At 62.6% G+C, this 26591-nt stretch carries 23 protein-coding genes, 1 pseudogene and 1 riboswitch; of the genes and pseudogenes, 11 read left to right on the forward strand and 13 right to left on the reverse strand.

The window, feature by feature from the left end:
- Positions 1-13 precede the first annotated feature (13 nt).
- From crcB to AC3WTO_RS09750, 4 genes and pseudogenes are all read right to left on the reverse strand, one after another.
- Positions 14-394 carry a fluoride efflux transporter CrcB gene (gene crcB / locus AC3WTO_RS09735; RefSeq protein WP_492460500.1) on the reverse strand — a complete coding sequence of 127 codons (381 nt, stop codon included), beginning with the start codon at positions 392-394 and terminating at the stop codon, positions 14-16.
- Between the two features lie 32 nt (positions 395-426).
- Entirely contained in the window at positions 427-1254 is an 828-nt protein-coding gene (locus AC3WTO_RS09740; RefSeq protein WP_492460501.1) for an aspartyl/asparaginyl beta-hydroxylase domain-containing protein, read from the reverse strand.
- A gap of 351 nt (positions 1255-1605) precedes the next feature.
- Complete coding sequence (locus AC3WTO_RS09745; protein WP_492460849.1) at positions 1606-2076, reverse strand: GMC family oxidoreductase; 471 nt, start codon at positions 2074-2076, stop codon at positions 1606-1608.
- 234 nt (positions 2077-2310) lie between these two features.
- Positions 2311-3198 (reverse strand): annotated as a pseudogene (locus AC3WTO_RS09750) (GMC family oxidoreductase); the annotation flags it as partial.
- A 155-nt stretch (positions 3199-3353) separates the two neighbouring features.
- Between AC3WTO_RS09750 and AC3WTO_RS09755 the strand changes: the two are divergent.
- The 5 genes from AC3WTO_RS09755 (at position 3354) to AC3WTO_RS09775 (ending at position 7615) form a co-directional block, all read left to right on the forward strand.
- Positions 3354-4259 carry a phosphotransferase family protein gene (locus AC3WTO_RS09755; protein WP_492460502.1) on the forward strand — a complete coding sequence of 302 codons (906 nt, stop codon included), beginning with the start codon at positions 3354-3356 and terminating at the stop codon, positions 4257-4259.
- 208 nt (positions 4260-4467) lie between these two features.
- Positions 4468-5259 (forward strand): phytanoyl-CoA dioxygenase family protein, encoded by a 792-nt coding sequence (locus tag AC3WTO_RS09760; protein WP_492460503.1) that lies wholly within the window; start codon positions 4468-4470, stop codon positions 5257-5259.
- 169 nt (positions 5260-5428) lie between these two features.
- A complete protein-coding gene (locus AC3WTO_RS09765; protein ID WP_492460504.1) occupies positions 5429-5827 on the forward strand; it encodes a RidA family protein in 399 nt (132 codons plus the stop codon).
- 213 nt (positions 5828-6040) lie between these two features.
- A riboswitch (yybP-ykoY riboswitch) is annotated at positions 6041-6128 on the forward strand.
- Between the two features lie 78 nt (positions 6129-6206).
- Positions 6207-6773 carry a manganese efflux pump MntP gene (locus AC3WTO_RS09770; RefSeq protein WP_492460505.1) on the forward strand — a complete coding sequence of 189 codons (567 nt, stop codon included), beginning with the start codon at positions 6207-6209 and terminating at the stop codon, positions 6771-6773.
- A 77-nt stretch (positions 6774-6850) separates the two neighbouring features.
- Complete coding sequence (locus tag AC3WTO_RS09775) at positions 6851-7615, forward strand: Stf0 family sulfotransferase (RefSeq protein WP_492460506.1); 765 nt, start codon at positions 6851-6853, stop codon at positions 7613-7615.
- Between the two features lie 75 nt (positions 7616-7690).
- Here the strand turns inward: AC3WTO_RS09775 and AC3WTO_RS09780 are convergent, their stop codons facing one another.
- The 3 genes from AC3WTO_RS09780 to glyA form a co-directional block, all read right to left on the reverse strand.
- Positions 7691-9001: a replication-associated recombination protein A gene (locus tag AC3WTO_RS09780; protein ID WP_492460507.1), complete on the reverse strand. Its 1311-nt coding sequence runs from the start codon at positions 8999-9001 to the stop codon at positions 7691-7693.
- Between the two features lie 37 nt (positions 9002-9038).
- Positions 9039-10544, reverse strand: coding sequence for a DegQ family serine endoprotease (locus tag AC3WTO_RS09785; RefSeq protein WP_492460509.1), 1506 nt, complete (start codon positions 10542-10544; stop codon positions 9039-9041).
- 188 nt (positions 10545-10732) lie between these two features.
- Positions 10733-12043 carry a serine hydroxymethyltransferase gene (glyA, locus tag AC3WTO_RS09790; protein WP_492460510.1) on the reverse strand — a complete coding sequence of 437 codons (1311 nt, stop codon included), beginning with the start codon at positions 12041-12043 and terminating at the stop codon, positions 10733-10735.
- Positions 12044-12253: 210 nt separating this feature from the next.
- On the opposite strand from glyA, the gene AC3WTO_RS09795 reads away from it, so the two are divergent.
- Together AC3WTO_RS09795 and AC3WTO_RS09800 are read left to right on the forward strand one after the other, a co-directional pair.
- A complete protein-coding gene (locus tag AC3WTO_RS09795) occupies positions 12254-12796 on the forward strand; it encodes a dihydrofolate reductase family protein (protein ID WP_492460511.1) in 543 nt (180 codons plus the stop codon).
- A gap of 329 nt (positions 12797-13125) precedes the next feature.
- Positions 13126-14655, forward strand: a complete 1530-nt coding sequence (locus tag AC3WTO_RS09800) for an ABC-F family ATP-binding cassette domain-containing protein (protein WP_492460512.1) — start codon at positions 13126-13128, stop codon at positions 14653-14655.
- A gap of 21 nt (positions 14656-14676) precedes the next feature.
- On the opposite strand, the gene AC3WTO_RS09805 is transcribed toward AC3WTO_RS09800, so the two are convergent.
- Both AC3WTO_RS09805 and AC3WTO_RS09810 read right to left on the reverse strand, forming a co-directional pair.
- Positions 14677-16353 (reverse strand): Na+/H+ antiporter, encoded by a 1677-nt coding sequence (locus AC3WTO_RS09805; protein WP_492460513.1) that lies wholly within the window; start codon positions 16351-16353, stop codon positions 14677-14679.
- Positions 16354-16637: 284 nt separating this feature from the next.
- Entirely contained in the window at positions 16638-17540 is a 903-nt protein-coding gene (locus tag AC3WTO_RS09810; RefSeq protein WP_492460514.1) for a LysR family transcriptional regulator, read from the reverse strand.
- Positions 17541-17752: 212 nt separating this feature from the next.
- Here AC3WTO_RS09810 and AC3WTO_RS09815 point away from each other — a divergent pair, with 212 nt between their 5' ends.
- From AC3WTO_RS09815 to AC3WTO_RS09825, 3 genes are read left to right on the forward strand one after another with little or no spacing between them, the layout of a single operon-like run.
- Positions 17753-18031 carry an Atu4866 domain-containing protein gene (locus tag AC3WTO_RS09815; RefSeq protein ID WP_492460851.1) on the forward strand — a complete coding sequence of 93 codons (279 nt, stop codon included), beginning with the start codon at positions 17753-17755 and terminating at the stop codon, positions 18029-18031.
- A gap of 41 nt (positions 18032-18072) precedes the next feature.
- On the forward strand, positions 18073-18912 hold the full coding sequence (locus AC3WTO_RS09820) for an oxidoreductase (protein WP_492460515.1): 840 nt from the start codon (positions 18073-18075) through the stop codon (positions 18910-18912).
- 37 nt (positions 18913-18949) lie between these two features.
- Entirely contained in the window at positions 18950-19684 is a 735-nt protein-coding gene (locus AC3WTO_RS09825; protein ID WP_492460516.1) for an SDR family oxidoreductase, read from the forward strand.
- Positions 19685-19759: 75 nt separating this feature from the next.
- Here AC3WTO_RS09825 and AC3WTO_RS09830 read toward each other — a convergent pair whose 3' ends face one another.
- The 3 genes from AC3WTO_RS09830 to AC3WTO_RS09840 form a co-directional block, all read right to left on the reverse strand.
- Entirely contained in the window at positions 19760-21496 is a 1737-nt protein-coding gene (locus tag AC3WTO_RS09830) for a Na/Pi cotransporter family protein (protein WP_492460517.1), read from the reverse strand.
- A 49-nt stretch (positions 21497-21545) separates the two neighbouring features.
- Positions 21546-22601, reverse strand: a complete 1056-nt coding sequence (gene pstS / locus AC3WTO_RS09835) for a phosphate ABC transporter substrate-binding protein PstS (protein ID WP_492460518.1) — start codon at positions 22599-22601, stop codon at positions 21546-21548.
- A 130-nt stretch (positions 22602-22731) separates the two neighbouring features.
- A complete protein-coding gene (locus AC3WTO_RS09840; RefSeq protein WP_492460519.1) occupies positions 22732-24168 on the reverse strand; it encodes an MFS transporter in 1437 nt (478 codons plus the stop codon).
- 141 nt (positions 24169-24309) lie between these two features.
- Between AC3WTO_RS09840 and AC3WTO_RS09845 the strand changes: the two genes are divergently transcribed.
- On the forward strand, positions 24310-25245 hold the full coding sequence (locus AC3WTO_RS09845) for a LysR family transcriptional regulator (RefSeq protein ID WP_492460520.1): 936 nt from the start codon (positions 24310-24312) through the stop codon (positions 25243-25245).
- A gap of 12 nt (positions 25246-25257) precedes the next feature.
- On the opposite strand, the gene AC3WTO_RS09850 is transcribed toward AC3WTO_RS09845, so the two are convergent.
- A complete protein-coding gene (locus AC3WTO_RS09850) occupies positions 25258-26511 on the reverse strand; it encodes a L,D-transpeptidase family protein (protein WP_492460521.1) in 1254 nt (417 codons plus the stop codon).
- Between the last annotated feature and the right edge of the window lie 80 nt (positions 26512-26591).

The raw sequence follows: 26591 nt of genomic DNA on the forward strand, positions 1-26591 counted from the left end.
CGGGCCAATAGCACTATGCGAGCGTTCTTACGAGCCACAGCCCGAGGAACAGTGCCAGAATCGCGCCGATGACGCTCGCCAGCGCGTAGCCCACGGCTGGCACGACGTCGCCGCGCTCCCACAAGGTGGCGAAATCCAGCGAGAACGCGGAGAACGTGGTGAAGCCGCCGAGAATGCCGGTCGCCACGAACAGGCGCAGTTCCGTCGAGGCACCGCCATAGCGCCGCGACAACATCTCGATGAATGCCCCCATGATGAAAGAGCCGATGATGTTGATCGCCATCGTGCCCCAGGGAAAGCTGGGACCGACGATCCTGAGCGCGCCGAGATTGAACAGATGGCGAATGGCGGCACCGATGGCACCGCCTGCCGCCACGAGGAGAAGATGGTACATCGCTCCTGATCCCGCCAGCGCGATGCCCAGGCCTAGGCCTGGGCCTTCTTGCCCTTGCTCGACGAAATCATCTTCCAGTTCTTGTAGAACATGGAATTGATGCGTTCGACGCTCATCGAGACGATGGTCAGCAAGCCGGCAACGAGACCCGGAACCGGTGAAGGGCGGATGACGTCCATGAACACGCAGTAGCGGCGGCCATCATATTCGTTGACCGAACGATGCAGCAGCGTGTCGTCGAAAATATACATCGGATTGTCGTGCCAGTAGTTCCTGGCATCCTGGCATTCGACGAAGATTTCGGCGTTCACCGGGATCAGGTTGTACAGCACCCGCAGCGAAAGACGCAGCGGGCCGAAATGCCAGGACGTCGATTCACGTCCCGAAAACACCGATACCGCGATCGTCTTCACGTATTTGAAGTCCTTGTTGAACTCCGCCACGTTGTCGATCTTGTGCTTGCCGTACCACTGGTAGACGTACATGCCGCGCCGGCCGGTGCCGAAGTTGGCATCGATGTCGGCGATGATCTCGTTGCGGCGCTCCTTGAACACGTTGAGCACTTCGTTGACTTCACGCTGATAGTCGGCCGGAAACTGCTCCAGCTTCCACACGCCCCAGTTCTTGTAGCTGATCAGGTCGATCAGCAGGTTGAAGGGCGACAGCAACCAGGTGAACATGCCGTTGCCCGTGAAATAGAGGCTGAACAGCCGCTGATCCTTCTTCTTGTTGCGCAGCACATCGATGAGCCCGCAAACAAGCCAGATCAGCGTGATGATGGGGATGAAGTAGAAACCAAGCCCCAGAAGCACGATGGCGATTGCGGCTTTGCGGATTGCCTTGCGTTGATCTTTGGTCATGTGAGCCTGGCGCCTGGCGCCACCCTTTTTAAGAGTTTCGCCGCGCCCTCGGCCGCGACGCATTCACCCCAGTGACGGCTGCATAGGCGCAATTGCGGTTGCGCACAAGACGGCGAAAAAACCGTACCGGTGGACCGTCCACAAAATTGGAGGAAAATCCTCACCTTTAATCCATCGACATCGCCCGCAGCAGGCATGCGCAATAACACCAACGGTCATATTGAATGACCGTTGGTGCGCGCGACTGCGCGCCGGGCCCGTTGGCGAGCAAGCCAAGCGGCCCGGATGGGCCGCGCCGGCGATTGAGGGGTTCCTGGATGTGGCAGCATCCAGGACCTTGGTATTACGGGTCTACGCGGCCAGAATGAAATCGGCGCAGCGCTCGGCGATCATGATGCAGGGGGCGTTGGTGTTTCCACTGACCAGTGTCGGCATGACCGACGCGTCGGCCACCCTCAATCGCGCCACGCCTTTCACCCGCAGCTGTTCGTCCACCACCGCCAGCGGATCACTGCCCATCTTGCAGGTTCCGGCAGGATGGTAGACCGTCTTTGCCAGGGAGCGGATGTAGGCCACGTTTTCCGCGTCCGAGATGTCTCCGGGCGTCAGTTCGCTGAAACCCAGCGCCCGCATCGACGGCGCAGCCAGGATGGAGCGTCCCAGTTTCACCCCGCGCAACAGCGTATCGACATCTTCCGGCGCGGTCAGATTGTTGCCGACAAGCCGGATGGCGTCCTGCGGGCGCGCACTGCGCAACGTGACTTTTCCCCGCGACACCGGTCGCAGGATGCATGGGTTGATGGAGACTCCATGCCCTTCCATCGCCTGGCGTGTCGCGTCACCGACCAGGGCGGGCGTGACATGAAACTGCACGTCCGGCCTGCCACAACCCGACGTATCGACAAATCCGCCCGACTCGACAACGTTCGATGCCAGAAGACCGCCGCCGCAGAGATATTGCACAGCGTTCACCGCCGCCCGCCAACCACGATCCTGTCCTTTGAGCGATATCGGCCGATCGGTGATGCCGTAGACCGACGCGGTGATATGGTCCTGAAAATTCTCGCCAACGCCCGGCAGGTCACGGACAACGGGAATATCGAAAGCTGACAGCTCGGCAGCCGGGCCGATACCGGAGAGCATCAGAAGCTTCGGCGTTGCCAGCGCCTCCGCGCACAGGATGACTTCCTCTTTGGCGGTCGCGACACCGGCCTCGCCATTGTCGGCACAGAAGCGCACCCCGCTGGCGGCCCCGTTCTCCAATTGCAGTCAAAGCACGGCGCAGCCGGTCCGCACCGTCAACAAGGGCGACTTGCGCACGGCTTTCAGATAGGTCGCCGCGGTCGAGCCGCGTCTGCGGGCAAATGTGGTCGTTTGATAGAAACCGACACCGGCCTGCCGGGCGCCATTGAAATCCGCGTTGAACGGCAATCCGACTTCCTGTGCTGCCCGCACGAAGGCTGAGCTGATGGGATGTCTATGGCGTGGCTCCGAGACTTTCAGCGGACCGCCAACGCCGTGGAAGGGCGCCGAATAGGTCTCGTTGTCCTCGCAGCGGCGGAAAACCGGCAAGACATCTTCGTAACCCCAGCCACGGCAGCCGAGTTGGCGCCATTCGTCGTAGTCCTCTGCCTGTCCGCGGATATAGATCATCGCATTGACCGATGACCCGCCGCCCAGGGTGCGCCCCTGCGGAATGGTCATCACGCGACCGTTGGCGCCGGGTTCGGGTTCCGTCTGATACATCCATGAGCGTTTGGTCCCGAGCACACGCACAAAGGTGGCCGGAACGTGAATGAATGGCGTGTTGTCGGGCGGGCCGGCTTCGAGCAGAAGCACGCTCTTGCCGGCGGACACCAGTCTGTTCGCAAGGACACAGCCGGACGATCCGGCGCCGACCACGATATAGTCGTATGTTTGCACGTCTCGGCCCTTGCGATGCACCTGCCCACACGACAGGTCGAATGTAGTTGATGAAGTGAACTTATTTTAGTTCACTTTGTCAACCAAAATGCCGTTATCGTCACTTTCCCCTTTTCCTTGGGATGATTGCACCGCATTGGTGGGCTGAAATCGTTCCCGGAGGCCTCGGAAGGAACATGAAGCCCAGACTGTCCCGTCAAGCCATAACGGCGGCCCTGGAGCGCGACCTCGGGCCTGTCTCGGGCTGGACATCCGTATCGGAAGGTGAGGAATCACAGGTCTTCGGCATCCGGCTTGCGCATGGAGATGCCATTCTTCGCATCAATCGGCAGGCAGAGAGCTTTCACAAGGATGCTTTTTGCCAACAGCACTTTGCTTCCGCCGGCTTGCCGATCCCGCACATCCTGTCGATCGGCGAGGTCGACGGACACGCATATTGCGTTTCGCGGCGTGCTGCGGGCAGAACCCTGCAGGACCTGTCGCCGGCCGAACTGCTGCCTGTTGTTGCCCGCGTCGACGACGTCATGCGCGTCATTGCCGCGGCATCGCTGGACGGCACGGCGGGCTTTGGCACCTTCGATGCCAACGGCAACGGCAGACACCGGAGTTGGCACGATTTCCTCGCCGCCATCGCCGATCCCGTTCTCTACGACTGGGCGAGATGCGAACCGGCTGTTGGCCGGCGCTGGGTCGAACAGCATTTGAGCCTGCTCACTGAGTTGCTGCCGTCGTGTCCGGAGAGCAGACGCCTTGTGCATGGCGATTTCGGTTCCAACAATGTGCTGACCGATGGTCTCGTCATCACCGGCGTCATCGACTGGAGCGAGGCGCTGTTCGGCGATCCGCTCTACGACATCGCGAACATCTTCTTCTGGCGCCCCTGGCTTGTCTGCATGGAAGCGCAGGCGCGGTACATCGAGAAGCATCGTCCGGACGTGATGGATAAGATGCAGACGCTGCGCTGCTATCAGCTCCGCATCGGCCTGCAGCAGGTCTTCGAGTGCGCCGAGGCTGGAGACTTGGCAGACCTGCGCTGGGCGATGGCTCGCTGCGACGAAATCGCCGCCGACCTGCCTGTCTGATCGGCCTGCGATCCGCAATGCAGGCCATTGCTCGACACAAGCTTGAACTCCTGCAGCGCATCCCATAAGTTTGGCATCATGTTCACGTCGACATTCTTCCCGCTGATCTGATCCGCACGGTCGTTCCCGAACGACCCGACATGCGGCGTCTTCACGCCGCCGGATCAGCTTCGCCGCTGCCTATGCGGCACTCGAGGAAGAACAGCCAATGCCCGCACCTGAACCTTTCGGCCTGACGCACGCTCAGGTCCAGCATTTCATCGACCATGGTTTCGTCAGGATAGACAACGCCTTCAGCAGCAGCCTTGCCCGGCAATGCCGGGACGAACTGTGGACAAGAATAGGCCTGTCGCCGCATGAACCGGAGACCTGGACGAAGCCCGTCGTCCGCGTCGGCTCGATGTCGTCGCCGCCTTTTGTCGAGGCCGCCAACAGCCCTCGCCTGCACCGGGCTTTCGACCAGCTCGTCGGAGAAGGCCGCTGGCATGCGCCCGCGGCGCTCGGAACCTTTCCGATCCGGTTCCCGTCACCACAAGCTCCCGAAGACGATGGCTGGCACGTCGATGTCAGCTTTGGCACCAGCAATCCGGACTTCATGGAGTGGCGCGCCAATGTGAAGAGCAGCGGCCGCGCCTTGCTGATGTTGTTCCTGCTTTCCGACATCGGCCCCGACGACGCCCCGACCAGGATCCGCAGGGGCTCCCACGCAGCCATCGCACGCGAGCTCCTGCCCTATGGCGAAGCGGGCGCAACCCTCAGGCAGCTTTCAGCCGATGGCTATGCGTCCACGCAGGCCTGCGAGGTCGACCTGGCAACCGGTGCGGCCGGCACTGTCTATCTATGCCACCCCTTTCTCGTGCATGCCGCCCAGCTGCATCGGGGTACCGAGCCACGCTTCCTGGCGCAGCCCCCTCTGTTGCCAACGGGCGAGTTCGACCCCACCTTGCCGCCTTCGCCGGTCCAGATCGCCATTCGCCAGGCCTGCGGGCTGACATTCTAGCGTCGGGTATCCGGGCGCTTCACGACCCCGGATACGCCAATCGCGAACCGCCGCTCACATACGCGACGTATGCGTATTGAAACATCGTCGCGCGATATTACATACGCCGCGTATGTCAATCTCGCACACCCTGCATCGGCAGGGGGGCGAAATCTGAAAAGGACAAAACATGGCACAGCGCGAACCGGTTTTCCCGGCTGACCGGCATGCTCTCTACGAAGCCCACGGCTATTCGGCTGCGATCCGTTCCAGCGATCTGCTGTTCGTTTCGGGTCAGGTCGGCAGCCGCCCCGACGGCTCCCCGGAGCCTGATTTCAAACGCCAGGTCAAACTGGCCTTCGAAAACTTGCGGGCCACCCTGAAAGCCGGCGGTTGCACGTTCGATGACATCGTCGACGTCACCACCTTCCACACCGACCCGCAGAACCAATTCGAGACCCTGATGGCGGTCAAGAACCAGATCTTCGACAAGGCGCCCTACCCGAACTGGACCGCGATCGGCGTCAACTGGCTCGCCGGCTTCGATTTCGAGATCAAGGTGATCGCGCGCATTCCCGCAGACGCCTGAAGGCGCATCCTGACGCCGGATCAGCACAAGCAAACCGCTCCGCCGAAACGGAGCGGTTTTTTTATGCGGCATTCGCGACCCTGAGGATGCTTAGAACGGCTTTGCCAAAGCAGTGTTTCTTGCCTCCATCGCGCAAACATAGCCAAGGCTAAACCATTGAAAATCATCAATTAAAAGCAAAACGACATTGACGGAAGCATCACCCTTTGATAGTTAGCGGTCATCGGGGAGTAGCCACCGGAAACGGGGCCGCATCAACATACTCGCGTTATCGCGTGGTGCGGCCGGCGCCTTGGCGCTCGGCAAGACCGTGACGACAGCTTTTCCTGGACAGGAAAGCTCCACTCGTCCGGCCAACGTCCTAACTCCGGGATCAGCAATGTCACCCGTTTCCATTGCCGTGCTGGCGATCGGCATGTCTGTCGACGCCTTGATTGCCGCGCTCGGGCGCGGCGCCTCCCCCGTTCGCCCGACCCTGTCGCAGGCGTTTCGGACCGGACTTGTGTTCGGCGTCGTCGAGATGCTGACGCCACTCATCGGCTGGGCCCTCGGTGTCGCCGCCAGCCAGTACATCCAGGCGGTCGATCACTGGGTTGCGTTCGTTCTGCTGGCCGCCGTCGGCGGCAGGATGACGATCCATGCCCTGTCGCGGCAGGACACCGCCCGGGAAGACATGGCCAACCCTTCGGCATTCGGCCTGCTGGCGACGGCGGTCGGGACAAGTCTCGACGCCATGGCTGTCGGCGTCTCGCTGGCCTTTCTGAACGTCAACATCGTCGTGATCGCGGCGGCCATCGGCCTGGCCACCATGGTGATGTCGACCGGCGGCATCCTGGCAGGGCGGTATCTGGGCGCGCGCTTCGGCCGATATGCCGAAATCGTCGGCGGCATCGCGCTGGTCGGACTCGGCACGAAGATACTCTTCGAGCATCTGCTGGCCTCATGACAAGCCGGCACCGTCGCGGTAATTGCCTTCCCGCTCAACGCGCGGGTTGAGCGACCGTGCCACAGATATCGCCGACAATGCCGTTTTCTTCCTACATCATCTGCGGCACGCCGCGCTCGGGCAGCACCCTGCTGTGCGGCATGTTGACCGAGACCCGCGTGGCAGGATGCCCGCATTCCTATTTCCGCCAGGAGGATATCGCCGAGTGGGCTGAGGAATGGGGTGTCGCGCCGGCGCAAGGCTCGGACGACGTGCAATTCGACAAGGCCTATGTTGCGGCAATGCGGCGGGTCGGCACCGATGGCACCGGGACTTTCGGCCTGCGCCTCATGTGGGCCAGCGTCGCCGACGCGTCGCGGCAGCTGGACAATGCTGCCGGCGGCAAGGCGGACATAGCGGCAAGGCTGGAGGAAACCTTCGGGCCGGTGCTCTACATCCACGTCTCGCGCCTGGACAAGGTTGCGCAGGCGGTCTCGCTGATCCGTGCCCAGCAGAGCGGCCTGTGGCACAGGAACAGCGATGGTTCGGTGCTCGAGGGTGAAGAGACCCCACGCCCTGTCGCCTATGACGGCGAGCGGATCGACCGGATCGTCAGGGAATTGCAGCAAGACGACGCGAACTGGGCCGATTTCTTCACGTCTCGCGCCATCGAACCTCTGCGCCTGACCTACGAGACGATGCCCGCGGACCCGCGATCCGCCCTGTCGCAGGTGCTGTCGGCCCTCGGCGCGGATCCTGAACGGGCCAGGACCGTCAAGGTCGGAACGGCCAGACTGGCCGACGCGACCAACAGTGATTGGATTGCACGCTACCGGCGCGAAACCGGCCAGGAAAAAGCATGATCCCGAAAAGTGGGAACCGGTTTTCGGAAAAGATCATGCTCCAACGAAGATGTCGCCTATGGCTCCGTCCGGGGCCTATTCGCCCCTCTCCTTCCTCAGCTTCGACCAGTAGTCGAGGCGTTTCCTGATCTCGCGTTCGAAGCCACGCTCCGGCGGATCGTAGAACGTCTGACGCCCCATTTTTTCGGGAAAATAGTCCTGCCCGGAGAAGGCATCCGGCTCGTCATGGTCATAGCGGTAGCCGCTGCCGTAGTTCTCTTCCTTCATCAGCTTGGTCGGCGCGTTCAGGATATGCTTGGGCGGCAGCAGCGACCCATTTTCCTTGGCCGCCCGCGTCGCTGCCTTGAAGGCGTTGTAGACGGCGTTCGATTTCGGCGCGGTGGCCAGGTAGACGCAGGCCTGCGCGAAGGCCAGTTCGCCTTCCGGCGAGCCGAGATAGTCGTAGGCATCCTTCGCCGCATTGGCGATGACCAGTGCCTGCGGATCGGCCAGGCCGATGTCCTCGACCGCCATGCGCACCAGCCGCCGGCCGAGATAGAGCGGATCCTCGCCGGCATCGAACATACGCGAAAGATAGTAGAGCGCGGCATCCGGATCGGAGCCGCGCACGGATTTGTGCAGCGCCGAGATCAGATTGTAGTGGCCGTCCTGGCCCTTGTCGTAGATCGGCGCGCGCCGCTGCACCACGCCCTGCAGGCCGGCGGCATCGAAAACCTCGCCGGGCTTGGCCGCGCGCCACACTTCCTCGGCGAGCGTCAGCGACGCGCGGCCGTCGCCGTCGGCCATGCGCACCAGCGCTTCCCTCGCTTCCTCGTCGAGTGGCAGCGGCTTGCCTTCCGTCTCCTCCGCCCGCTCCAGCAGCTTGGCGATGCTGTCTTCGCCGAGCGACTGGAACACCAGCACGCGCGCGCGCGACAAAAGCGCTGCGTTCAGTTCGAAGGACGGGTTTTCCGTGGTGGCGCCCACCAGCACGACGGTGCCGTCTTCCATCACCGGCAGGAAACTGTCCTGCTGGGCGCGGTTGAAGCGGTGTATCTCGTCGACGAAAAGCAGCGTCTGGCGCCCATTGGAGCGGCGCAGGCGCGCGGTCTCGAACACTTTCTTCAAGTCCGCGACACCGGAAAAGATCGCCGAAATCTGTTCGAAGGCCAGGCTGGTTTCGCCGGCCAGCAGCCTTGCGACCGTCGTCTTGCCGGTGCCGGGCGGTCCCCAGAAGATCATCGAGCCGAGCGAGCCAGACGCGATCATGCGCGACAGCGCGCCATCCGGTCCGGTCAGCTGCTCTTGACCGACGACCTCGGCAAGCGTCTTCGGACGCAACCGGTCCGCCAATGGCCGGCCTGGTGGCGCCTTCTCGACTTCATCGCTTCCGAACAGATCGGCCATGGTGCGGCTTCAGGCGTCCCAGAGGGTTCGTTGGAGCCTAATAACGTAGGACTTGCCGTAGCGTCTGCCCACCCCGCTCCACCGTAAAGCGCCACCAGCGCGTGCTTTGCAGTGCAGCTTCTTCCAGCCGTTTAGCGGAATCGATGGTGATGCCGTTCACCTCGCGCACGATATCGCCCGGCTGGAAGCCGAAATCCGAGGCCGGTGAAGCGCTGGCAATGTCGACCAGCACCACACCCTTGACGTCGCTGCGCAAGCCGAGCCGCTGCGCCAGGCGTGGCGACAGGTCTGCCACCCTTGCCCCCGCGAACGGGCTGCGGCCACGCAGAAGGATCTGTTGCGTGGTGAGACCTTCCGGCGCGCGTTCGAGTGCGATGGCAATCTGCTGCTGCTGTCCCTTGGTGAGGATGCCGAACGTGGCGTTGGAGCCGATCGTCAGCGTCGCCATGCGATAGTCGAGCGCCTCGATGCCTTCGATCGTCGCCCCATTCAGCGTCTGCACGACATCGCCGGGCTTCAGGCCGGCCTTGGCGGCTGGGCCGCCTTCGGCCACCGAAGAGACGAGCGCGCCAGCCACCTTCTCTATGCCCAGCGATTCAGCGATCTGCGGCGTCACGGCCTCGAACTCCGCGCCGATATAGGGCCGCTCGAAGAAGTCGCTGCCGGCCTTGGCGGCTTCCGCGAAGGCGCGCACCATGTTGGCCGGAATGGCAAAGCCGATACCGATGGAACCGCCGCTGCGGCTGTAGATGGCGGTGTTGATGCCGACCAGCTGGCCACCCATGTTGATCAGCGCGCCGCCCGAATTGCCGGGATTGATGGCGGCATCGGTCTGGATGAAATAGCCGGAATCCGAGATGCCGATATGGCTGCGCGCCAACGCCGAAACGATGCCGGACGTCGTGGTCTGGCCGACGCCGAACGGGTTGCCGATGGCCAGCACCAGATCACCGACCTCGAGCGCGTCGGAATCGCCGATCGGAATGACGGGGAACGGTTTGTCGGCGGCAATCTTCAACACCGCGAGATCAAGCGTTTCGTCCTTCAGCATCACCTTGGATGTGAATTCACGCCCGTCCGAGGTCGCCACCTTGACCTCATCGGCATTCTTGATGACGTGGAAATTGGTGACGACGATGCCGCTCGGATCAACCAGGACACCGGATCCCAGCGAGGACTGTGCACGCGGTACGGAACGGCCGAAGAACTCCTCGAAGAAAGGATCGCCGTCGAAGGGCGAGCGCACCTTGGCGGTCTGCGAGGCGTAGACATTGACCACCGCCGGAGCGGTCTGCTTGACCAGCGGCGCGAAGGAGAGCTGCACTTCCTCACGACCGAACGGCACGCGCTTGTCCGGGCCGCCGGTCGCATTTTCACCTTCGACCCCGTGCAGCAGATCCGTCAGCACATCGGAGAGACCGGGTTCGCTCTTCGCCGGCGGCTGCTGGGCGTTCTCCTGCGCCCGCGAAATGCCGGGCCCGAAGCCCAGCGACAGTGCCGCGAAGGCGGAAAACAGAATGAGGGACAGCCTGTTAGGGCGCATACCGAATCCTCCGAAGGAATTGCGCGCCATTGTCGCGATGAATGTGCAAAATGAAAGGCCGGATCGGTATTTCCGATCTTTTGTCGAATTTACGGTCCGTAAGGTCCAGCCAGAGGATCGGTCCACGCAAAAGCAAAAGCCCGCCGGGTGCCAGTGGCAGGCCCGGCGGGCTTTCCGCGCTTCAAAAATCAGCCGAGATAAGGGTAAAGCGGATAGCGGTCGGTCAGCGACACCACCTTGGCCTTGACCGCGGCCTCGACGGCTGCGTTGCCCTCGTCCGAATTGGCAACCTTCAGGCCGTCCAGCACTTCGGCGATCAGCTGGCCGATTTCGCGGAATTCGGCCTTGCCGAAGCCACGGGTCGTGCCGGCCGGCGTGCCGAGACGCACACCCGATGTAACGAAAGGCTTTTCCGGATCGAAAGGAATGCCGTTCTTGTTGCAGGTGATGTTGGCGCGGCCAAGGGCTGCCTCGGCGCGCTTGCCGGTGGCGTTCTTCGGCCGCAGGTCGACCAGCATCAGATGGTTGTCGGTACCGTTGGAAACGATATCGAGGCCGGTCTCCTTCAGGCTCTCGGCCAGCGCCTTGGCATTGGCGACGACGTTCTCGGCGTAAAGCTTGAACTCCGGCTTCAGCGCTTCGCCGAACGCGACGGCCTTGGCAGCGATGACGTGCATCAGCGGACCGCCCTGCAGGCCGGGGAACACCGCCGAATTGATCTTCTTGGCAATGTCCTCGTCATTGGTCAGCACCATGCCGCCACGCGGGCCGCGCAGCGACTTGTGGGTGGTGGTCGTCACCACATGCGCATGCGGCAGCGGGCTCGGATGCACGCCGCCAGCGACCAGGCCGGCGATATGGGCCATGTCGACCATCAGGTAGGCGCCGATCGAATCGGCGATCTCGCGGAAACGCTTCCAGTCCCAGACGCGGGAATAGGCGGTGCCGCCGGCCAGGATCAGCTTCGGCTTGTGCTGCTGCGCTAGCTTCTCGATCTCTTCCATGTCGAGCAGATGGTCGTCCTTGCGCACGCCGTAGGAAACCACCTTGAACCACTTGCCGCTCATATTGACGGGCGAGCCGTGCGTGAGATGGCCGCCGGAATTGAGGTCGAGGCCCATGAAGGTATCGCCTGGCTGCAGCAGCGCCAGGAACACCGCCTGGTTCATCTGGCTGCCGGAATTCGGCTGCACATTGGCGAATTTGCAGTCGAACAGCTTCTTCGCGCGCTCGATGGCGAGCTCTTCGGCGACGTCGACGAACTGGCAGCCGCCGTAATAACGCTTGCCCGGATAACCCTCGGCATACTTGTTGGTCATGATCGAGCCCTGCGCTTCCAGAACGGCGCGCGAGACGATGTTTTCCGAGGCGATCAACTCGATCTCGTGACGCTGGCGACCAAGCTCGTTGCGGATGGAGCCGAAGATCTCCGGATCGGCATCCGCGAGCGTTGTGCCAAAGAAGGATTCGAGGGAGTTCGAAACGGCTGTTGTCGCCATGGACTTGGGATCCTCACTGTCGGAAAAGTCACGGCGCCATTAACACAGTTGTCCGGGTACTGCCACGTTTACGCTGCGAAATCCTCTGGCCCGATCGCGCCGTTTTCTTGAACCACGAGGCAGGGCAGAATCATGCGGGTCAACCAACACCGGCTTTCCCTTGCCAACCGCACAATCTGATTGCAATATGCAATCAGATTGGAGGGCAACATGGCCACGATGATCTTCGGCATGCTGACGTCGCTTGACGGCTACATCGCCGGCCCGGAAGACGGTCCGGAGTTGCCGGTACCGGAAGCGCCGCTGCACCGATACTTCAACCAGTTGATGCAGGACATTCAGGTCAGCGTCTGCGGCCGCAAGCTCTATCAAGTGATGCGGTACTGGGACGACGACCAGGCCGACTGGCCAGACGAGGCGCGGGAGTTCGCCACGGCGTGGCAGGCAACACCCAAATTCGTCTGTTCCACGACGCTGCGTGATGTTGGGCCGAATGCAACGCTGATCAACGAGGATGTTGTCGGAACGCTCAGGCGTCTCAAGGCCAGGACCGACGGCATGATCGATGTGGGCGGCGCAGAACTCGCGGCCAGTCTGGATGGACTGGACCTGATCGACGAGTACCACCTTTATGTTAATCCCGTGGTGCTTGGCGGCGGCAAGCCGTTCTTCGCCGGCAAGACGCCGAAACTGCGGTTTATCGGGCAGCGGATCCTGCCGCAGGATGTCGTGCTTTTGCGCTATGCTGCTTGACCGGTCCGCAACCGGCTTGCATCGACGGGCAGCCGCGTTTATCTAGGCTTGGCAACCGTCGAGAAGAAAGGAGGGCTGCGTGTTCAGACATGATCAACACCGTCAGCGTGGCCCGATCCAGGCCCTGCAAATGCGTTTGCAGGGCTGACCAACGAGACGATCGCACTTAAGCATCTCTATCTGGTCTGCCCCAAGGGGTGGCGCGACACCGGCAAATGCCGGTGTGTCGTGCCAATCGTTACCACAACGAGCCAACGCAATCCGGCACACCGCCTGGCATCAGACGTGTCAGGCCGCCGGCAAGGCTCGCGATAGACCAGAGAACAACAATGGCACTCATCAATCTCAAGGCACTCGGCGTCACGCTCGGCGCACGCCTGTTTTCCAATCTCGACCTCTCCGTGGAGGCTGGTGACCGTATCGGCATCGTCGCCGCGAACGGCCGGGGCAAGTCGACGCTGCTGCGCACCATCGCCGGCACCTTCGAGCCGACCGACGGCGACATCACCAAGGCGCGTGGTCTCACCATCGGCCACGTCGAACAGGATATCGCCCCCGCACTGCTCTCCCTGCCCTTCCACGAAGCGGTGCGGCAGGCTCTGCCGGCGGAGCAGGCAGAAAGCGAAAGCTGGCGTGCCGATGTCGTGCTGGAAACCTTCGAAGTTCCCGAAGAATTGCGCGGACGCCCGCTCGGCGCGTTGAGCGGCGGCTGGCAACGCCTTGCTCTGTTGGCGCGCGTCTGGGTCAACGACCCCGATGCCTTGCTGCTCGACGAGCCGACCAACCACCTCGACCTCGCCCGCATCCGCTGGCTGGAAGACTGGCTGAACAGCTTGCCGCAAAGCGTCCCGCTGATCGTGGCCAGCCACGACCGCGCCTTCCTTGACGCCGTCACCAACCGCACGCTGTTCCTGCGCGCCGAGCAGAGCCAGGTCTTTGCTTTGCCCTATTCGAGGGCTCGGATAGCGCTGGATGAGATCGACGCTTCGCAGGAACGGCAATATCAGCGCGACATGAAGGTGGCGCAGCAACTTCGCCGGCAGGCCGCCAAGCTGAACAACATCGGCATCAATTCCGGCAGCGATCTGCTGGTCATCAAGACCAAGCAATTGAAGGACCGCGCCGAGCGTCTCGAGGATTCGGCCCGCCCCGCCCATCAGGAACGTTCGGCTGGCGCCATCCGTCTCGCCAACCGCGGCACCCACGCCAAACAGTTGGTGACGCTGGATGATGCCGAGGTGAAAACGCCCGACGGAACGCTTCTGTTCAAAACCGGCAAGCGCTGGATCTGCCAGGGCGACCGCATCGTGCTTCTCGGTCGCAATGGCTCCGGCAAGTCACGACTGGTCGGCATGCTGCGCAATGCGATTTCGGGAAGTGACGGCGCGCAGACCGGCATCCGCGCCACGCCATCTCTGGCGCTGGGTCATGTCGACCAGGCGCTGGCTGACCTCGGCAACACGGATACGCCGATGGCAGCGATCGGCCGGCGCTTCGAATTCGGCGATCAACGGCTCCGAACGCTGCTCGCCGGTGCCGGCATCGGCATCGACATGCAGGAGCGACCGATTGGCCGGCTGTCCGGCGGGCAGAAAGCCAGGCTGGCCATGCTGGCGTTGAGGCTCACCAACCCCAACTTCTATCTGCTCGACGAGCCGACCAACCATCTGGACATCGAGGGCCAGGAAGCACTGGAAACCGAACTGATGGCACATGAGGCAAGCTGCCTGCTGGTTTCGCACGACCGCAGCTTCGTGCGCACGGTCGGCAACCGTTTCTGGCAGATCGAAAACCGCAAGCTGATCGAGGTCGATGGACCGGAGAACTTCTTTGCAACCGTGTCCGGGGATGAAAGCTGAAATATGGATGGGTGGGCGCCGTTATTTCCTGGCGCCCGCCTTCTTCGGCCGTTTGTTTGACTTCGCCGGTGTTGTCCGCTTTCGGTCGCTCAGGGCCTGACCGAGCGTCACCTCGCCCATGACGGCGCGCATGGTGTCATCGTTGATCTTGCGCGCCTTCAGCAATTTGAGCAGCGCATCCCGTTCGGCGCCGAGCGCGGCATCGATCATCGCCTCCAGGGCGTCTTGCATCTCACCTGGCTTCGTGTCGTCGGCTTCACCGACGATCCGCTGCCGGTACGAGGGAATGATCTGCTGGGCCGCTGCCAGCCGCGTTTCATACTGTGCGGCATCGTCGCGTGCTTCATCGACCATCTGTTCGATGCGGGCGATCGCCGCCTCGGCTGCCACCTGCCGCGCCAGGCGTTCCTCATTGATGCTCATATCCTCTTCATCGAGCGGAATGCCCCGTGCCACCGCCGGAAGTGCCACGCTGGCCAGCAGCAGCGAACAGATGATGACGCCGGCGGCGATGAAGATGACCAGGTCGCGGGCCGGAAATGGCGGACCGTTCTCCGAGATGACGAGCGGCAGCGACAGGATACCGGCGAGCGTGATTGCACCACGCACGCCAGCCAGCGTCATGACGACCTTGAGCCGTGTGGTGAGCCTGAGCGTATCGTCGCCACGCCAGCGCGCGATCAAGCCGCGCGCCGCTGAGCCGAACCAGATCCAGGCAAAACGGATCGCAAGCAGGATCAGCGTCAGCGTTATCACTGCCAGCACCGGTTCCCAGACGGTGCCGTAGAGCGACAGTTCGGGCGGCACGTTGCGGATGATCGTCGGCAGTTGCAGGCCGAGCAGCAGGAAGATGACGCCGTTGAAAGTGAACGACAGCATCTCGATCAGCGCCGCGTTCTGCATGCGCGCAGGAACGCTGAGCACGCCGAACAGGCCGGCACGGCTGAGATAGAGGCCGGCCGTCACCGCGGCCAGGATGCCGGAGAAATGGAATTTTTCAGCCAGCAGATAGGCAGCAAACGGCAGCAGGATCAGAATGACCACCTGCACCTCCGGCCGCACGTCGCCGATCTTGGCAACGATGCGCAGGACTTTGGCGGTGGCCCATAGCGTGGCAAAACCGACCAGCGCGCCGCCGGCCGCGACCAGCACGAAGGTCAAGGCCGTTTCGCCGAGCGAGAACTGGCCGGTCAGCGCGGCAGCGACTGCAAATCGCAGCACGACCAGGCCGGAGGCGTCGTTGAGCAGCGACTCGCCCTCCAGGATGTGACGGATGCGTGCCGGCACGAGATCGCGTCCGACGATGGAGGAGACCGCGACTGCATCCGTAGGCGACAGCACGGCAGCAAGCGCGAAGGCCACCGGCAACGGAACCTGCGGCAGCAGCCAGTTCAGCGCGTATCCGAAAACCACGACCGTGAAGAAGACGAGCCCGAAAGCCAGGCCGAAGATTCGCGGCGCCAGCTCGGCGAACTCGCGTTTCGGCAGCATGATGCCGTCGATGAACAGAAGCGGCGGCACGAAGACCAGCAGGAACAGTTCCGGCTCGAGTTCCACGCGCAGCCCATCGATCGGCCACGCCAGCAGGACACCCAGCCCGATCTGGATGATCGGCAACGGCAATGGCAGGAAACGCACCAGCACGCCGGAAGCGGCAACCAGCACCAGGAGCAGCAGGATCAATGTCGCGACGGCCAAGCGTTTCTCCAAACGTGACCTGCTGGACCTAGAGCATTTTGCAGCCAAGTGGAATCACTTGGCGTTACAAGAATGCGGCGAAAACAAAAACTTGGAGCGTTTCCGCGTTTCCGTGAAAAACGGAAACGCTGTGGACGCTTTGAGACAACGAGAAAAGCACCAATTGCCGCTGCAACGGCCCTTCCCAGCGTGCCGGCGCAATCTTCCATTCCTTTTGTCATTTATATTAAAAAGCTTGGATCATCCTGATGATTCAAACTCTGAACTCGAACGTTATCAGATCCTCAGGCCGCATCCCGCCTGAAAGTGCGGACATGCTCCACCAGTGCTCGCAGCTTCAGTGGCTGCCGATGACGCTTCGGGAAGTACAGGTAGAAGCCTGCGAAGGGCGGGCAATAGTCTTCCAGGAGCGACACCAACTCGCCACGCGCGATATAGGGCTCGAATGTTTCGATCATGCCGAAGGTGATGCCAGCGCCGGCGCAAGCCATGCGGATCATCATGCCCATGTCATTGGTGGTCATCGCCGGATCGACCGCCAGTTCGAAATCGCGGCCATGTTCCGTGAATTCCCAACGATATGGCGCGGTGTCCGGCCGCGCGCGCCAGCCGATGCAGACATGATCTGCCAGGTCGCGCGGATGAAGCGGCTTGTCGCGTCGGCAAAGGTAGTCGGGTGAAGCAACAGCGCACTGTCGCTGTTGCCCAGAAACCGGCACAGCGACCATGTCCTGCTCGATCACCTCACCCAGTCGGACCCCGGCGTCAAACCCACCGGCAACGATATCGAACTCGGCGTCCGTGATGGTGACATCCAGTTTCACGTCCGGGTGGGCCGCCATGAAACCTGCGAGCAACGGCCCGGAAATGAAACGCTCCGCAATCGAGGACACCACGACTTTCAACAGTCCGGACGGACGCATCTGCGTTTCGCGAACGGCCTGCACGGCCTCGCTGATGTCCTGCGCCGATGGCCGCACCAGGTCGTAGAACATCTCGCCCGCTTCCGTCAGGCTGACGCTGCGCGTGGTTCGCTGCACCAGCGCCGTGCCGATACGGTCCTCGAGCCGTTGCAATGCCTGGCTGACGGCCGAGCGGGTGACGCCGAGACGCTCGCCGGCAAGGCGGAAATTGCGCGCTTCCGCAACCGCCAGGAACACCGAAATGCCTTCGAAGTCATCCGCCATTGGTTAAGATTTCTAACCAAGGCATTTTCAATTGGCAAGTCGATCGCGCCAATCGATGACCCTATGTTCCGTCGTGCCAGCCAGGGAATACGTCACATTGCATGACGCAAGGCGCGACCGGAGATCGAACTATGACCCTACGCAGCCAAGGTTACGTTTTGTCCAGCCTGGTCCTGGCCGCGCTTTCCGCGGCGCCGGCCCTGCCGTCGGAAATGGCCGCGGGTTCAAACATCCAGATCAAGGAAAGACAGATGACACAACATCCCTATGTCGGCATGTGGTCGACGGATGACGGCCGCGTCCGCCACGAACTGCTGCCGGATGGCCGCTATGACGAAGCGCGCGGCAGCAGGCAAAGCGCCTACCAGGGGCGCTACGAAGTCACCGGCACTCACATCGAATACTGGGACGACACCGGCTTCACCGCCGACGGCGACTTCGTCGACCGCAACACCCTCCACCATGGCGGCATGATCCTGCGCCGCCGGTGAGCGCCGCTGGGACATCCGCTCTCGCTCGAAAGGAACTCACCATGACGACCGATCCCGTATGGTTCATCACCGGGGCCTCCTCCGGTCTCGGCAAGGCACTTGCGGAAGCCGTGCTGGAACGCGGCTGGCGCGCGGCTATAACTGCCCGCAATTCCAATAACTTGGAGGCGTTTACCTCCAAGTATGGCGAACGCGCGCTCGCCGTGCAGCTCGACGTCACCGACACCGCATCCATCGCGCGGGCCGTGTCGGAAGCCGAAGCAGAATTCGGCACGATCGACGTACTGGTCAACAATGCCGGTTATGGCTACCTCGCCGCCATCGAAGAAGGTTCCGACCGCGAAATCCGCGACCAGTTCGACACCAATGTCTTCGGCCTCGTCGACATGACGAAAAGGGTGCTGCCCGGAATGCGCGCCCGCCGCCGGGGACATATCTTCAACGTCTCGTCACTTGGCGGCCTCGTCGCTTTCGCCGCAACCGGCTACTACCACGCCACGAAATTCGCCGTCGAAGCGCTTTCGGAATCGCTCTCCCACGAGGTCGAGCCTCTCGGCATCAGGGTGACCATCATTGAACCCGGCGCGTTCCGCACCGAGTGGGCCGGCCGCTCGATGGTCGAATCCGCGACCGTCATCGACGACTACGCCGAAACCGCAGGAAAGCGCCGCGAAGCGACCCGCGCCGCATCAGGCCGCCAGCCGGGCGATCCCGCGCGCGCCGCCACCGCGATCATCTCGGCATTCGAAGCAGACGAGGCGCCACTGCGCCTGCTGCTCGGCGCCGCAGCCTTGACCATCGCGCGCCAGCGCCTCGACGCCTTGCGGTCGAATTTCGACGCCTGGGCCGAGACGACCCGCAGCGCTGATTTTCCCGATTGATCCCCCGCCACCACTGCCTGAACATGGAGACTCCCAGATGAACGGAATTGCAGGAAAAGTCGTCGCCATCACCGGTGCCAGCAGCGGCATCGGCGAGGCAACGGCAAGGGTGCTGGCGGCGGGCGGTGCGCATGTCGTCATCGGCGCACGCCGGCTGGAGCGGTTGCAGGCCCTTGGCAGCGAAATAACCGCCACTGGCGGCTCCGTCCGCGTGCGCCAGCTCGACGTCACCAGGCGAGCCGAGGTCGAAGCCTTTGCGCGCTATGCGCAGCAGGAATTCGGCAGGCTCGACGTCATCGTCAACAATGCCGGTGTCATGCCCTTGTCTCCGCTTGCCGAACTCAAGGTGGACGAGTGGGACAGGATGGTGGACGCCAACATCAAGGGGGTGCTCTACGGCATCGCCGCCGCCCTGCCCCTGATGCAGGCGCAGGGTCACGGCCAGATCGTCAACCTGTCGTCGATCGGCGGCCACAGCGTCTCGCCGACGGCAGCGGTCTATTGCGCCACGAAGTTCGCGGTCGGAGCCATTTCAGACGGGCTGCGGCAGGAGACCGACCGTATCCGCGTCACGGTCATCTCACCCGGCACCACCACGTCGGAACTGGCCGATACGATCACGGACACTGCCGCGCGCGAAGCCATGAAGGCCTGGAGGGCGATCACCATCAGTGCCGAAGCGGTCGCCAACGCCATCGCCTATGCGATCAGCCAGCCGGCCGACGTCGATGTGAGCGAAATCATCATCCGGCCAACCGCAAGCCCGCATTGAGATACGATGCTGCTTCGGAATTGGCAGTCCGTCAGGCAAGGCCGGCAACAACCGGCCTTGCCTGACAAAGCGCATTCATTCGCCTGGCACCGGCGCCAGATTGCCGCCGAACATGCCGCCCTTCTCATCGCGCTGTTCGCGCCGGATCCTCGCACGGGCAATGACGGCCTGGCGATTGACCGACTTGCGTTCGGCATCGATGCGCTTGATCAACAGGTCCGCACGCTCGACGCTGCCGAGCAGCGCCAGCAATGCGCCGCGCTCCCCGGGAGTGACCCCGCCGCCTGCGGCCAGGATCTGGGCGCGAAGCTGGTCGACCTCCGGGAAATTGACGTGGCCAGCCGGCATCTGCGGTGCCTTGACGCCAAAATCCGGCAGGATTTCACGCAGGTCGAAATCCAATTTGTCCAGCGCGGTGTCGACGATCGCCTTGCCTTGCGCGCCGAAGGTCTCGCGGCGAACCCGGCGTGCCACCTGATGCAGTTGCTCGGCAAGCGCCGCGGTGAAGTCAGCCTCCTCGATCAGGCTGGCAACCAGGTCGAGCTGGTCCATCGGCATGTCAGACGACAAAAGTGCTGCCGAGTAAGAGCGGATGTCGCGTGACAGGATATCGGTGGCCAGATAGTGCTCGCCCGGATCGCTCGGCGCGCTCTTCTTGGAACGGGCAATGTCGAGGAACAGCGCACCGGCCTTGAGATGGCGCTCGGTTTCCTGCTCCACGGCCGGCACCGCCTGTCCAAGATCCCCGGAGAAGCGGCGATCGAGATATTTCGGCACCGAGAAATCTTCCACATCATCGGCCTCGCTATGACCGATGCGCGACAGAACCCGCTCGAACACGCCAACGAAGGGAAACAGGAGCACCGTGTTGAAGACGTTGAAGAAGGTGGAGTAGAGCCCGACTGCGACGGGAACCAGCGGGAAAGTATCCTTGCCGTCGACCACCACCGGAATGCTCGGGTCGCCGCCGAACCACTGCATGGCCCAGCGCAGCACTTCGATCGAGACGAAGAACAGCGGGACGGTGACAAGGACGCCGATGACGTTGAACGACATATGCGCGTAAGCCGCGCGCTTGGCGTTCTTGGACAGGTTGAGCGAAGCCATCCATGACGTGATCGTGGTGCCGAGATCGGCCCCGAGCGAGAAGGCAACGGCAGTGGTCCAGTCGAGCACGCCGGCGGCGCCGAGCCCCATGACGATGCCGATGGTTGCCGACGACGAATGGATCATTGCCGTGACGCCGGCGGCAATCAACACGCATTTCAAGAGGTTGAAGTAAGAATCTGCCCTCAGCGTCTGCAGCAACTCCATCACTTCGGGCATGTTGCGCAGCGGGCGCAGGCCACCGGTCATCAGGTTGAGGCCGTAGAAGATCAGCGCAAAGCCCATGCAGGCGAGCGCGATGTTGCGCACCTTCTCGCTCTTCGCGAAGCAATAGATCAGCGCGAAAATCCCGCCCAGGATCAGGCCGAGCGGACCAAGCGGCAACGCAATCAGGCCATTGCCGAGCGTCGTGCCGATATTGGCGCCCATGATGACGCTGATGGCCGGCCTGAGCGCGACAACGCCGGCGTTGACCAGACCGACCACCATGACGGTCATGGCCGTCGAGGACTGGATCACACCGGTGATGAGCGTGCCCGCGAGCACGCCCTTGATTGGCGTTCCGGCAGCCTTCGCCAGGAAATCGCGCATCTTGTTGACGGAAAGCGCCTGGATGCCGTTGGCCATGAACTCCAGGCCGAGCATGAAGATGCCCAGGCCACCGATGACCGGGACAAGGATGTCCTTGAAGATGTCGACCTGCATGTCGCTATGCCTTCCTGTGTGGACGGTTCGGCGCGCCTTTGGGGACGCTCTAGTTGTTCAGATTTGTCAGGGTCTGCGACCAGTAGCGATCAACCAGGCGGGCAAGTTCCGACGACACCGGGACGTAACCCAGGGCACGGGTATCATCCCCCCTCGCCGAATACGCCAGCCGGAAAAGGTCCAGCACACGCTCCGTCCGCTCGACACCGCGATCCTTCGGTACCAATGCATAGGTAACGGCAGCCATTGGATAGGCACCATCGCCAGGCATGTTGGTGGTATCAGCGAAGAAGTGCCGGGACGCATCCCACGTGATGCTCTTTAATCCGGCTGCGAAACTCTCCGCCGTCGGCGCAACGAAGACACCTGCCCCATTCTGCAGCTGCACGGCGGGGAGCCCCGCACGCGCCACCTGGCCATATTCGAGATAGGTCACGCTGTCGGCCGTCGCGGCAGACAACGCAACCAGCTTTCCGGTACCTTCCACACCTTGCCCAACCGCCCAGTTGATTAGCGTGGCGGCGCCGAATTTCTGGCGCCATTCGGCATTGGTCTTGGAAAGGTAGCTGGTGAAAACAAAGGTGGAACCCGAACCGTCCTGACGCCAGAGCACCTTGACGGGGCGATCAGGCAGTTGCAGGTCCGGATTGAGCGCGGCGATTTCCGCATCTGCCCAGCTCTTGATCCGGCCCGAGAAGATATCGGCCAGCACCGGGCCATTCAGCCGCAACTTGCCGGCTTCGATGCCTGCGACATTGGCGACCACCGCGATGCCGCCCATGACGATCGGAAACTGCGCCACGTTGCGTTTGGCAACTTCGTCCGCCGAAAGCGGCGCATCGGTCGCTGCGAAATCCATCTCGGGCTGCGAAAGCCGCATGACACCGGCCAGCGAGCCGACCGGCTCATAGTCGACACTCCAGTCGAGCGTGAAATAGTCACCCCCGTCGGCGCGCGCTTCCTTGTAGGCCTTTCCCCATGCTGCGATCGCCGGCGCGGCGAATGTCGATCCGGCACCGCGAATTGGCTCGGCCGCCGCGGGCAAGGCCAGGAGCAGCGCCAGGGCTGCAAGACAAAACCGCCATGTTCCGGATGATGATCTCACGAGCGCGTCCCCTACGTCCGTGAGAAAACGCTAGTGGCCGCCCATAACGCTAAGATGACAAACAGCTGAAACTTTGCCGAAACAACGCTCCACCGCAGCGATCCCGACCTCGGGCGGATCGGTAGTCGGATCACCCGTCAACCGGCTGTGCAACGACGCTGCGGCGTAGAAGAAGCGCAATAACGATCCCGGCCAGGGTCAGCGTCCCCGCCACTGCGAATGTCACTCGCATCCCCGCGGCGACGTTCTCGGCATACATAGCCGATCCATCAGCCGTGCCGGACACGAAGGCGAACAACGCACCCATGAGAGATGCCCCGGTGATCAGCCCGAGATTGCGCGACAGGCTCAACATACCCGACACGACCCCGCGCCTGTCCGGGCCGACATCCATCATGACAGCCGTGTTGTTGGCGGCCTGGAACAGTTGGTAGCCGGGCGTCAGGACGGCAATGCCCACAATATAGCCTGCTACCCCGACTGATGCCGGCACCGCAACCAGCACAGAGGCTCCGGCTGTCATCAAGATAAGCCCGATGATGACCACGAAAGCGGCGCCGAACCGGTCGACGATCCGGCCTGCCGGGATGCCGGTCAGGGCGGAGATCACCGGGCCAACCGACATCACCATGCCGACGGACGCTGCGTTCAACCCGAGCGCCCGCGCCAGATAGAACGGCCCGACCACGAAGGTGACCATCATGACTGTCGAAACCAGCGCGTTCATCACCAGGCTGCCGCTAAAGGCTGCATCGCGGAATGCCGACAGCTGGATCAACGGCGAAGCCACCTTCGCTTCGACCACGACGAACAAGCCTGCCGCCATGATGGCCCCTGCCAGCAATGCCATGTTCGGCCATCCCGGATGCGCGCCGCCGACGGTCGCGGCAAGCGAATAGGCAGCGAGCGCAAGCCCGAGCAGTAGCGTGCCCGGACCGTCAAAACCGCCACCCTTCCCGGACGGCTTCACGCCGGGCAGGAACCGCCAGGCAAGAAAAAGATTCAGCGCAGCAAGTGGTACCATGACCAGGAAGATCGCGCGCCAGCTCGTCGCGGTCAGCAGGACCCCGCCCAACGAAGGACCAAGCGCGGTCCCGATCGCCGACATGGTGCCCAGCAGCCCCATGGCTCTTCCGGTTTTATCCTTCGAGACCGTATCGCGAACGAACGCGATGCTGAGTGCCATCAACACGGCCGCGCCAAGTCCCTGCAAGGCGCGCGCGGCAATCAGCAGCCAAAGCGAAGAAACAATGCCGCACAGACCCGAGGCCAATGCAAACAGCGAAACTCCGCCGATCAACATGCGGCGATGCCCGACGAGGTCACCAAGCCGCCCTGCCGTGACGATCGTGACGGTGACCGCCAGCAGATAAGCCAGAACCACCCACTGCACGCTCTGAAAAGACGTTCCGAAAGCTTCAGCCAGCGATGGCAAGGCGACGTTGGCGATGCTGATACCGAGTGAGGAAAGCAACATCGACAGGGCCAGACTGATCAGCGCCCAGCGTCCGGCGCTGTCCGAAGCGCGACCTTTTGCTGCCCCACGTTCGATAGCGTTCGATTGCATGCTATGCCCTGTCTTTGTCAGATTCAAAACTCGGGAAGACAGGTAGAGCTGGAGCCAATATGGCGGAAGGCGCATCATTTGCACTTCATTCGTGCATATGACGCCTCATCAAAACAACAGACATGCGTTATGCTCTCCGGCATGTCGCACCCCGATCTCAACCTGCTGATCACGCTTGATGTGCTGCTTGCAGAAGGCAGCGTTGCCCGCGCCGCAAGGCGACTGCGGCTCAGCCCTTCCGCGATGAGCCGAGCGCTGGCGCGGCTGCGCGAAACGACAGGCGACCCACTGCTGGTTCGGGCTGGCCGTGGCCTTGTCCCCACCCCGCGCGCGCTCGAACTGCGCCAGCATGTCAGCCGTATCGTCGAAGAAGCCGAAGCCATGCTGCGCCCTGCGGAAAAGCTGGACCTCGCGAGGCTGACGCGGACGTTCACGATGAGGAATTCCGACGGCTTCGTCGAGAATTTCGGGCCGGCCCTGCTGGCCCGCATCGCGCAGGACGCACCTGGCGTACGCATGCGTTTTGTGCCGAAGCCGGACAAGGACAGCACACCGCTGCGCGATGGCAGTGTCGACCTCGAAACCGGCGTGATCGGAACCACGACCGGACCGGAAATCCGGGCACAGACCCTGTTTCGGGATCGGTTCGTCGGTGTCGTGCGGGCCGGACATCCCTTGTGCGAGGGCATCGTCACTCCCGAACGCTACGCAGCCGGGCAACATGTGCTGGTTTCGCGCCGCAACCTCGACAAGGGCCCGATCGACGACGCGCTGCAGATCCTGGGATTGCAACGACAGATCGCAACAACCGTCAGCGGCTTTCTGGAAGCGTTGGTCTTTGCCCAGGCGACAGGCCTCATCGCCAGCATTCCCGAACGCTACACCGGCCACCTGAAGAACGGCATGTTCCGGTTCGCGCTGCCCCTTGAACTGCCGGAAATCACCATCTCGCTTCTGTGGCACCCACGGCTCGATGCAGACCCCGCGCATCGTTGGCTGCGCGCCTGCGTGCGCGAAGTCTGCGCCGAAAACAACAAAGCCACCAGCGCGCTCGCCGATGGCTTTGTCGTTGTCTGACTGCGCTGTGTCCTAGAGCGAAGACGTGATCTGCAACTCGTCAACGCCATCGCGACGATAGATGTCGTCGCGGAACTGTACGACGCCCGGGCCGGTCGACCAGGCGGAGACATAGGTGAAGTAGACCGGCACCGGATTGGTGACCGCGACCGGGGTGTTGTTGCCCGACTTGATGGTCTCTTCGAAATGCTGGCGGCTCCAGCCCTGGGTATCGCGCAGGATCCAGGTGACGAGGTCGCGCACATTCTGCACGCGCACGCAACCCGAAGAATCGAAGCGCATCAGCTTGCCGAACAGGCTCTGCTGCGGCGTGTCGTGCATATAGACGCCGTCCGGGCTCGGGAAATTGATCTTGACCGAAGCCATCGCGTTGCCGGTGCCCGGATCCTGACGGAAGCGATACTTGACGGCATCTTCCGTCGACCAGTCCACGGTGGTCGGATCGACTTCCGTGCCGTCCGGCGCGAGCAGGCGGATATGGCTGTCCTTAAGATAGTTCGGATTCTTGCGCATCAGCGGAATGATGTCCTTGCGGACGATCGACACCGGCGCGTTCCAGTAAGGATTGACGATGATTTCGTTGATCTTCGAATTCACAATCGGCGTCTGTCGGTCGATCTTGCCGACAATGGCCGTGTGACGCAGCACGACGCGATCCCCCTCGACCGCTTCGATCTGCGCGGCCGGGATGTTGACCATCACGTAACGGTTGCCGAGGAAACCGCCCATGGCGCGCAGACGCACCAGATTGGTTTCAAGCTGACCGAGGCGCACCTGCGCCGAGATGTTCATCGCGGCAAAAGTGTACTTGCCTGTGACGCCGTCTGCCGGCAGGCCGTGGCGGGTCTGGAAGCGCTTGAGCGCGGCATCGACGTAGGAATCGAAGGACTCCGAGAAGCCGGCGCTCTGCGACAGGTCGCCGGATACCATCAACCGCTTGCGCAGCGGCACGACGTCGGGATCGGAAACACCGAGCTGCAGCTTCTTGGTGGCAGGAACTTGCGGCCATCCGCCCTGAGCCACGATGTCACGATACTGGCCAATGGCTTGTTCCGTATAGCTCACGGTCTGCGGGCTGAAGATCGGAAGCGTCGAGGCGACCTTGCCGCCCTGCGTGGCGCGGGCGTCAAAGGTGTCGTCCCAACCGCCCTGCCCTGAAGCCTTCAGGATACCGTCCACGGCGTCCTGGGCGCTGGCAGCACCGGCGGCAAAAGCCACGGCGAGTGCGGAAGCTCCGGTGAGAAACAGGCGACGGCTGGTGTTCATGGGCGTTCCAGACTTGTTCAACAATTCGACGATTGGCCAGTGGGCCCGGTTGGCGGCCCGCACTCTATGGTTGCCATCCT

The organism is Mesorhizobium sp. EU05-FHT14A09 (genome assembly GCF_058790995.1).

Bases quoted from the DNA above. Each gene is read 5' to 3' on its own strand.
- AC3WTO_RS09795 (WP_492460511.1), top strand. From the start codon at position 12,254: ATGGCCACGATGATCTTCGGCATGCTGACGTCGCTTGACGGCTACATC.
- AC3WTO_RS09825 (WP_492460516.1), top strand. From the start codon at position 18,950: ATGAACGGAATTGCAGGAAAAGTCGTCGCCATCACCGGTGCCAGCAGC.
- AC3WTO_RS09780 (WP_492460507.1), bottom strand. From the start codon at position 9,001: ATGGCCGATCTGTTCGGAAGCGATGAAGTCGAGAAGGCGCCACCAGGC.
- AC3WTO_RS09830 (WP_492460517.1), bottom strand. From the start codon at position 21,496: ATGCAGGTCGACATCTTCAAGGACATCCTTGTCCCGGTCATCGGTGGC.
- AC3WTO_RS09810 (WP_492460514.1), bottom strand. From the start codon at position 17,540: ATGGCGGATGACTTCGAAGGCATTTCGGTGTTCCTGGCGGTTGCGGAA.
- AC3WTO_RS09770 (WP_492460505.1), top strand. From the start codon at position 6,207: ATGTCACCCGTTTCCATTGCCGTGCTGGCGATCGGCATGTCTGTCGAC.
- AC3WTO_RS09765 (WP_492460504.1), top strand. From the start codon at position 5,429: ATGGCACAGCGCGAACCGGTTTTCCCGGCTGACCGGCATGCTCTCTAC.
- AC3WTO_RS09760 (WP_492460503.1), top strand. From the start codon at position 4,468: ATGCCCGCACCTGAACCTTTCGGCCTGACGCACGCTCAGGTCCAGCAT.
- glyA (WP_492460510.1), bottom strand. From the start codon at position 12,043: ATGGCGACAACAGCCGTTTCGAACTCCCTCGAATCCTTCTTTGGCACA.
- AC3WTO_RS09785 (WP_492460509.1), bottom strand. From the start codon at position 10,544: ATGCGCCCTAACAGGCTGTCCCTCATTCTGTTTTCCGCCTTCGCGGCA.
- AC3WTO_RS09740 (WP_492460501.1), bottom strand. From the start codon at position 1,254: ATGACCAAAGATCAACGCAAGGCAATCCGCAAAGCCGCAATCGCCATC.
- AC3WTO_RS09845 (WP_492460520.1), top strand. From the start codon at position 24,310: ATGTCGCACCCCGATCTCAACCTGCTGATCACGCTTGATGTGCTGCTT.
- AC3WTO_RS09800 (WP_492460512.1), top strand. From the start codon at position 13,126: ATGGCACTCATCAATCTCAAGGCACTCGGCGTCACGCTCGGCGCACGC.
- AC3WTO_RS09755 (WP_492460502.1), top strand. From the start codon at position 3,354: ATGAAGCCCAGACTGTCCCGTCAAGCCATAACGGCGGCCCTGGAGCGC.
- AC3WTO_RS09745 (WP_492460849.1), bottom strand. From the start codon at position 2,076: ATGGAAGGGCATGGAGTCTCCATCAACCCATGCATCCTGCGACCGGTG.
- AC3WTO_RS09840 (WP_492460519.1), bottom strand. From the start codon at position 24,168: ATGCAATCGAACGCTATCGAACGTGGGGCAGCAAAAGGTCGCGCTTCG.
- AC3WTO_RS09775 (WP_492460506.1), top strand. From the start codon at position 6,851: ATGCCGTTTTCTTCCTACATCATCTGCGGCACGCCGCGCTCGGGCAGC.
- AC3WTO_RS09850 (WP_492460521.1), bottom strand. From the start codon at position 26,511: ATGAACACCAGCCGTCGCCTGTTTCTCACCGGAGCTTCCGCACTCGCC.
- AC3WTO_RS09820 (WP_492460515.1), top strand. From the start codon at position 18,073: ATGACGACCGATCCCGTATGGTTCATCACCGGGGCCTCCTCCGGTCTC.
- AC3WTO_RS09815 (WP_492460851.1), top strand. From the start codon at position 17,753: ATGGCCGCGGGTTCAAACATCCAGATCAAGGAAAGACAGATGACACAA.
- crcB (WP_492460500.1), bottom strand. From the start codon at position 394: ATGTACCATCTTCTCCTCGTGGCGGCAGGCGGTGCCATCGGTGCCGCC.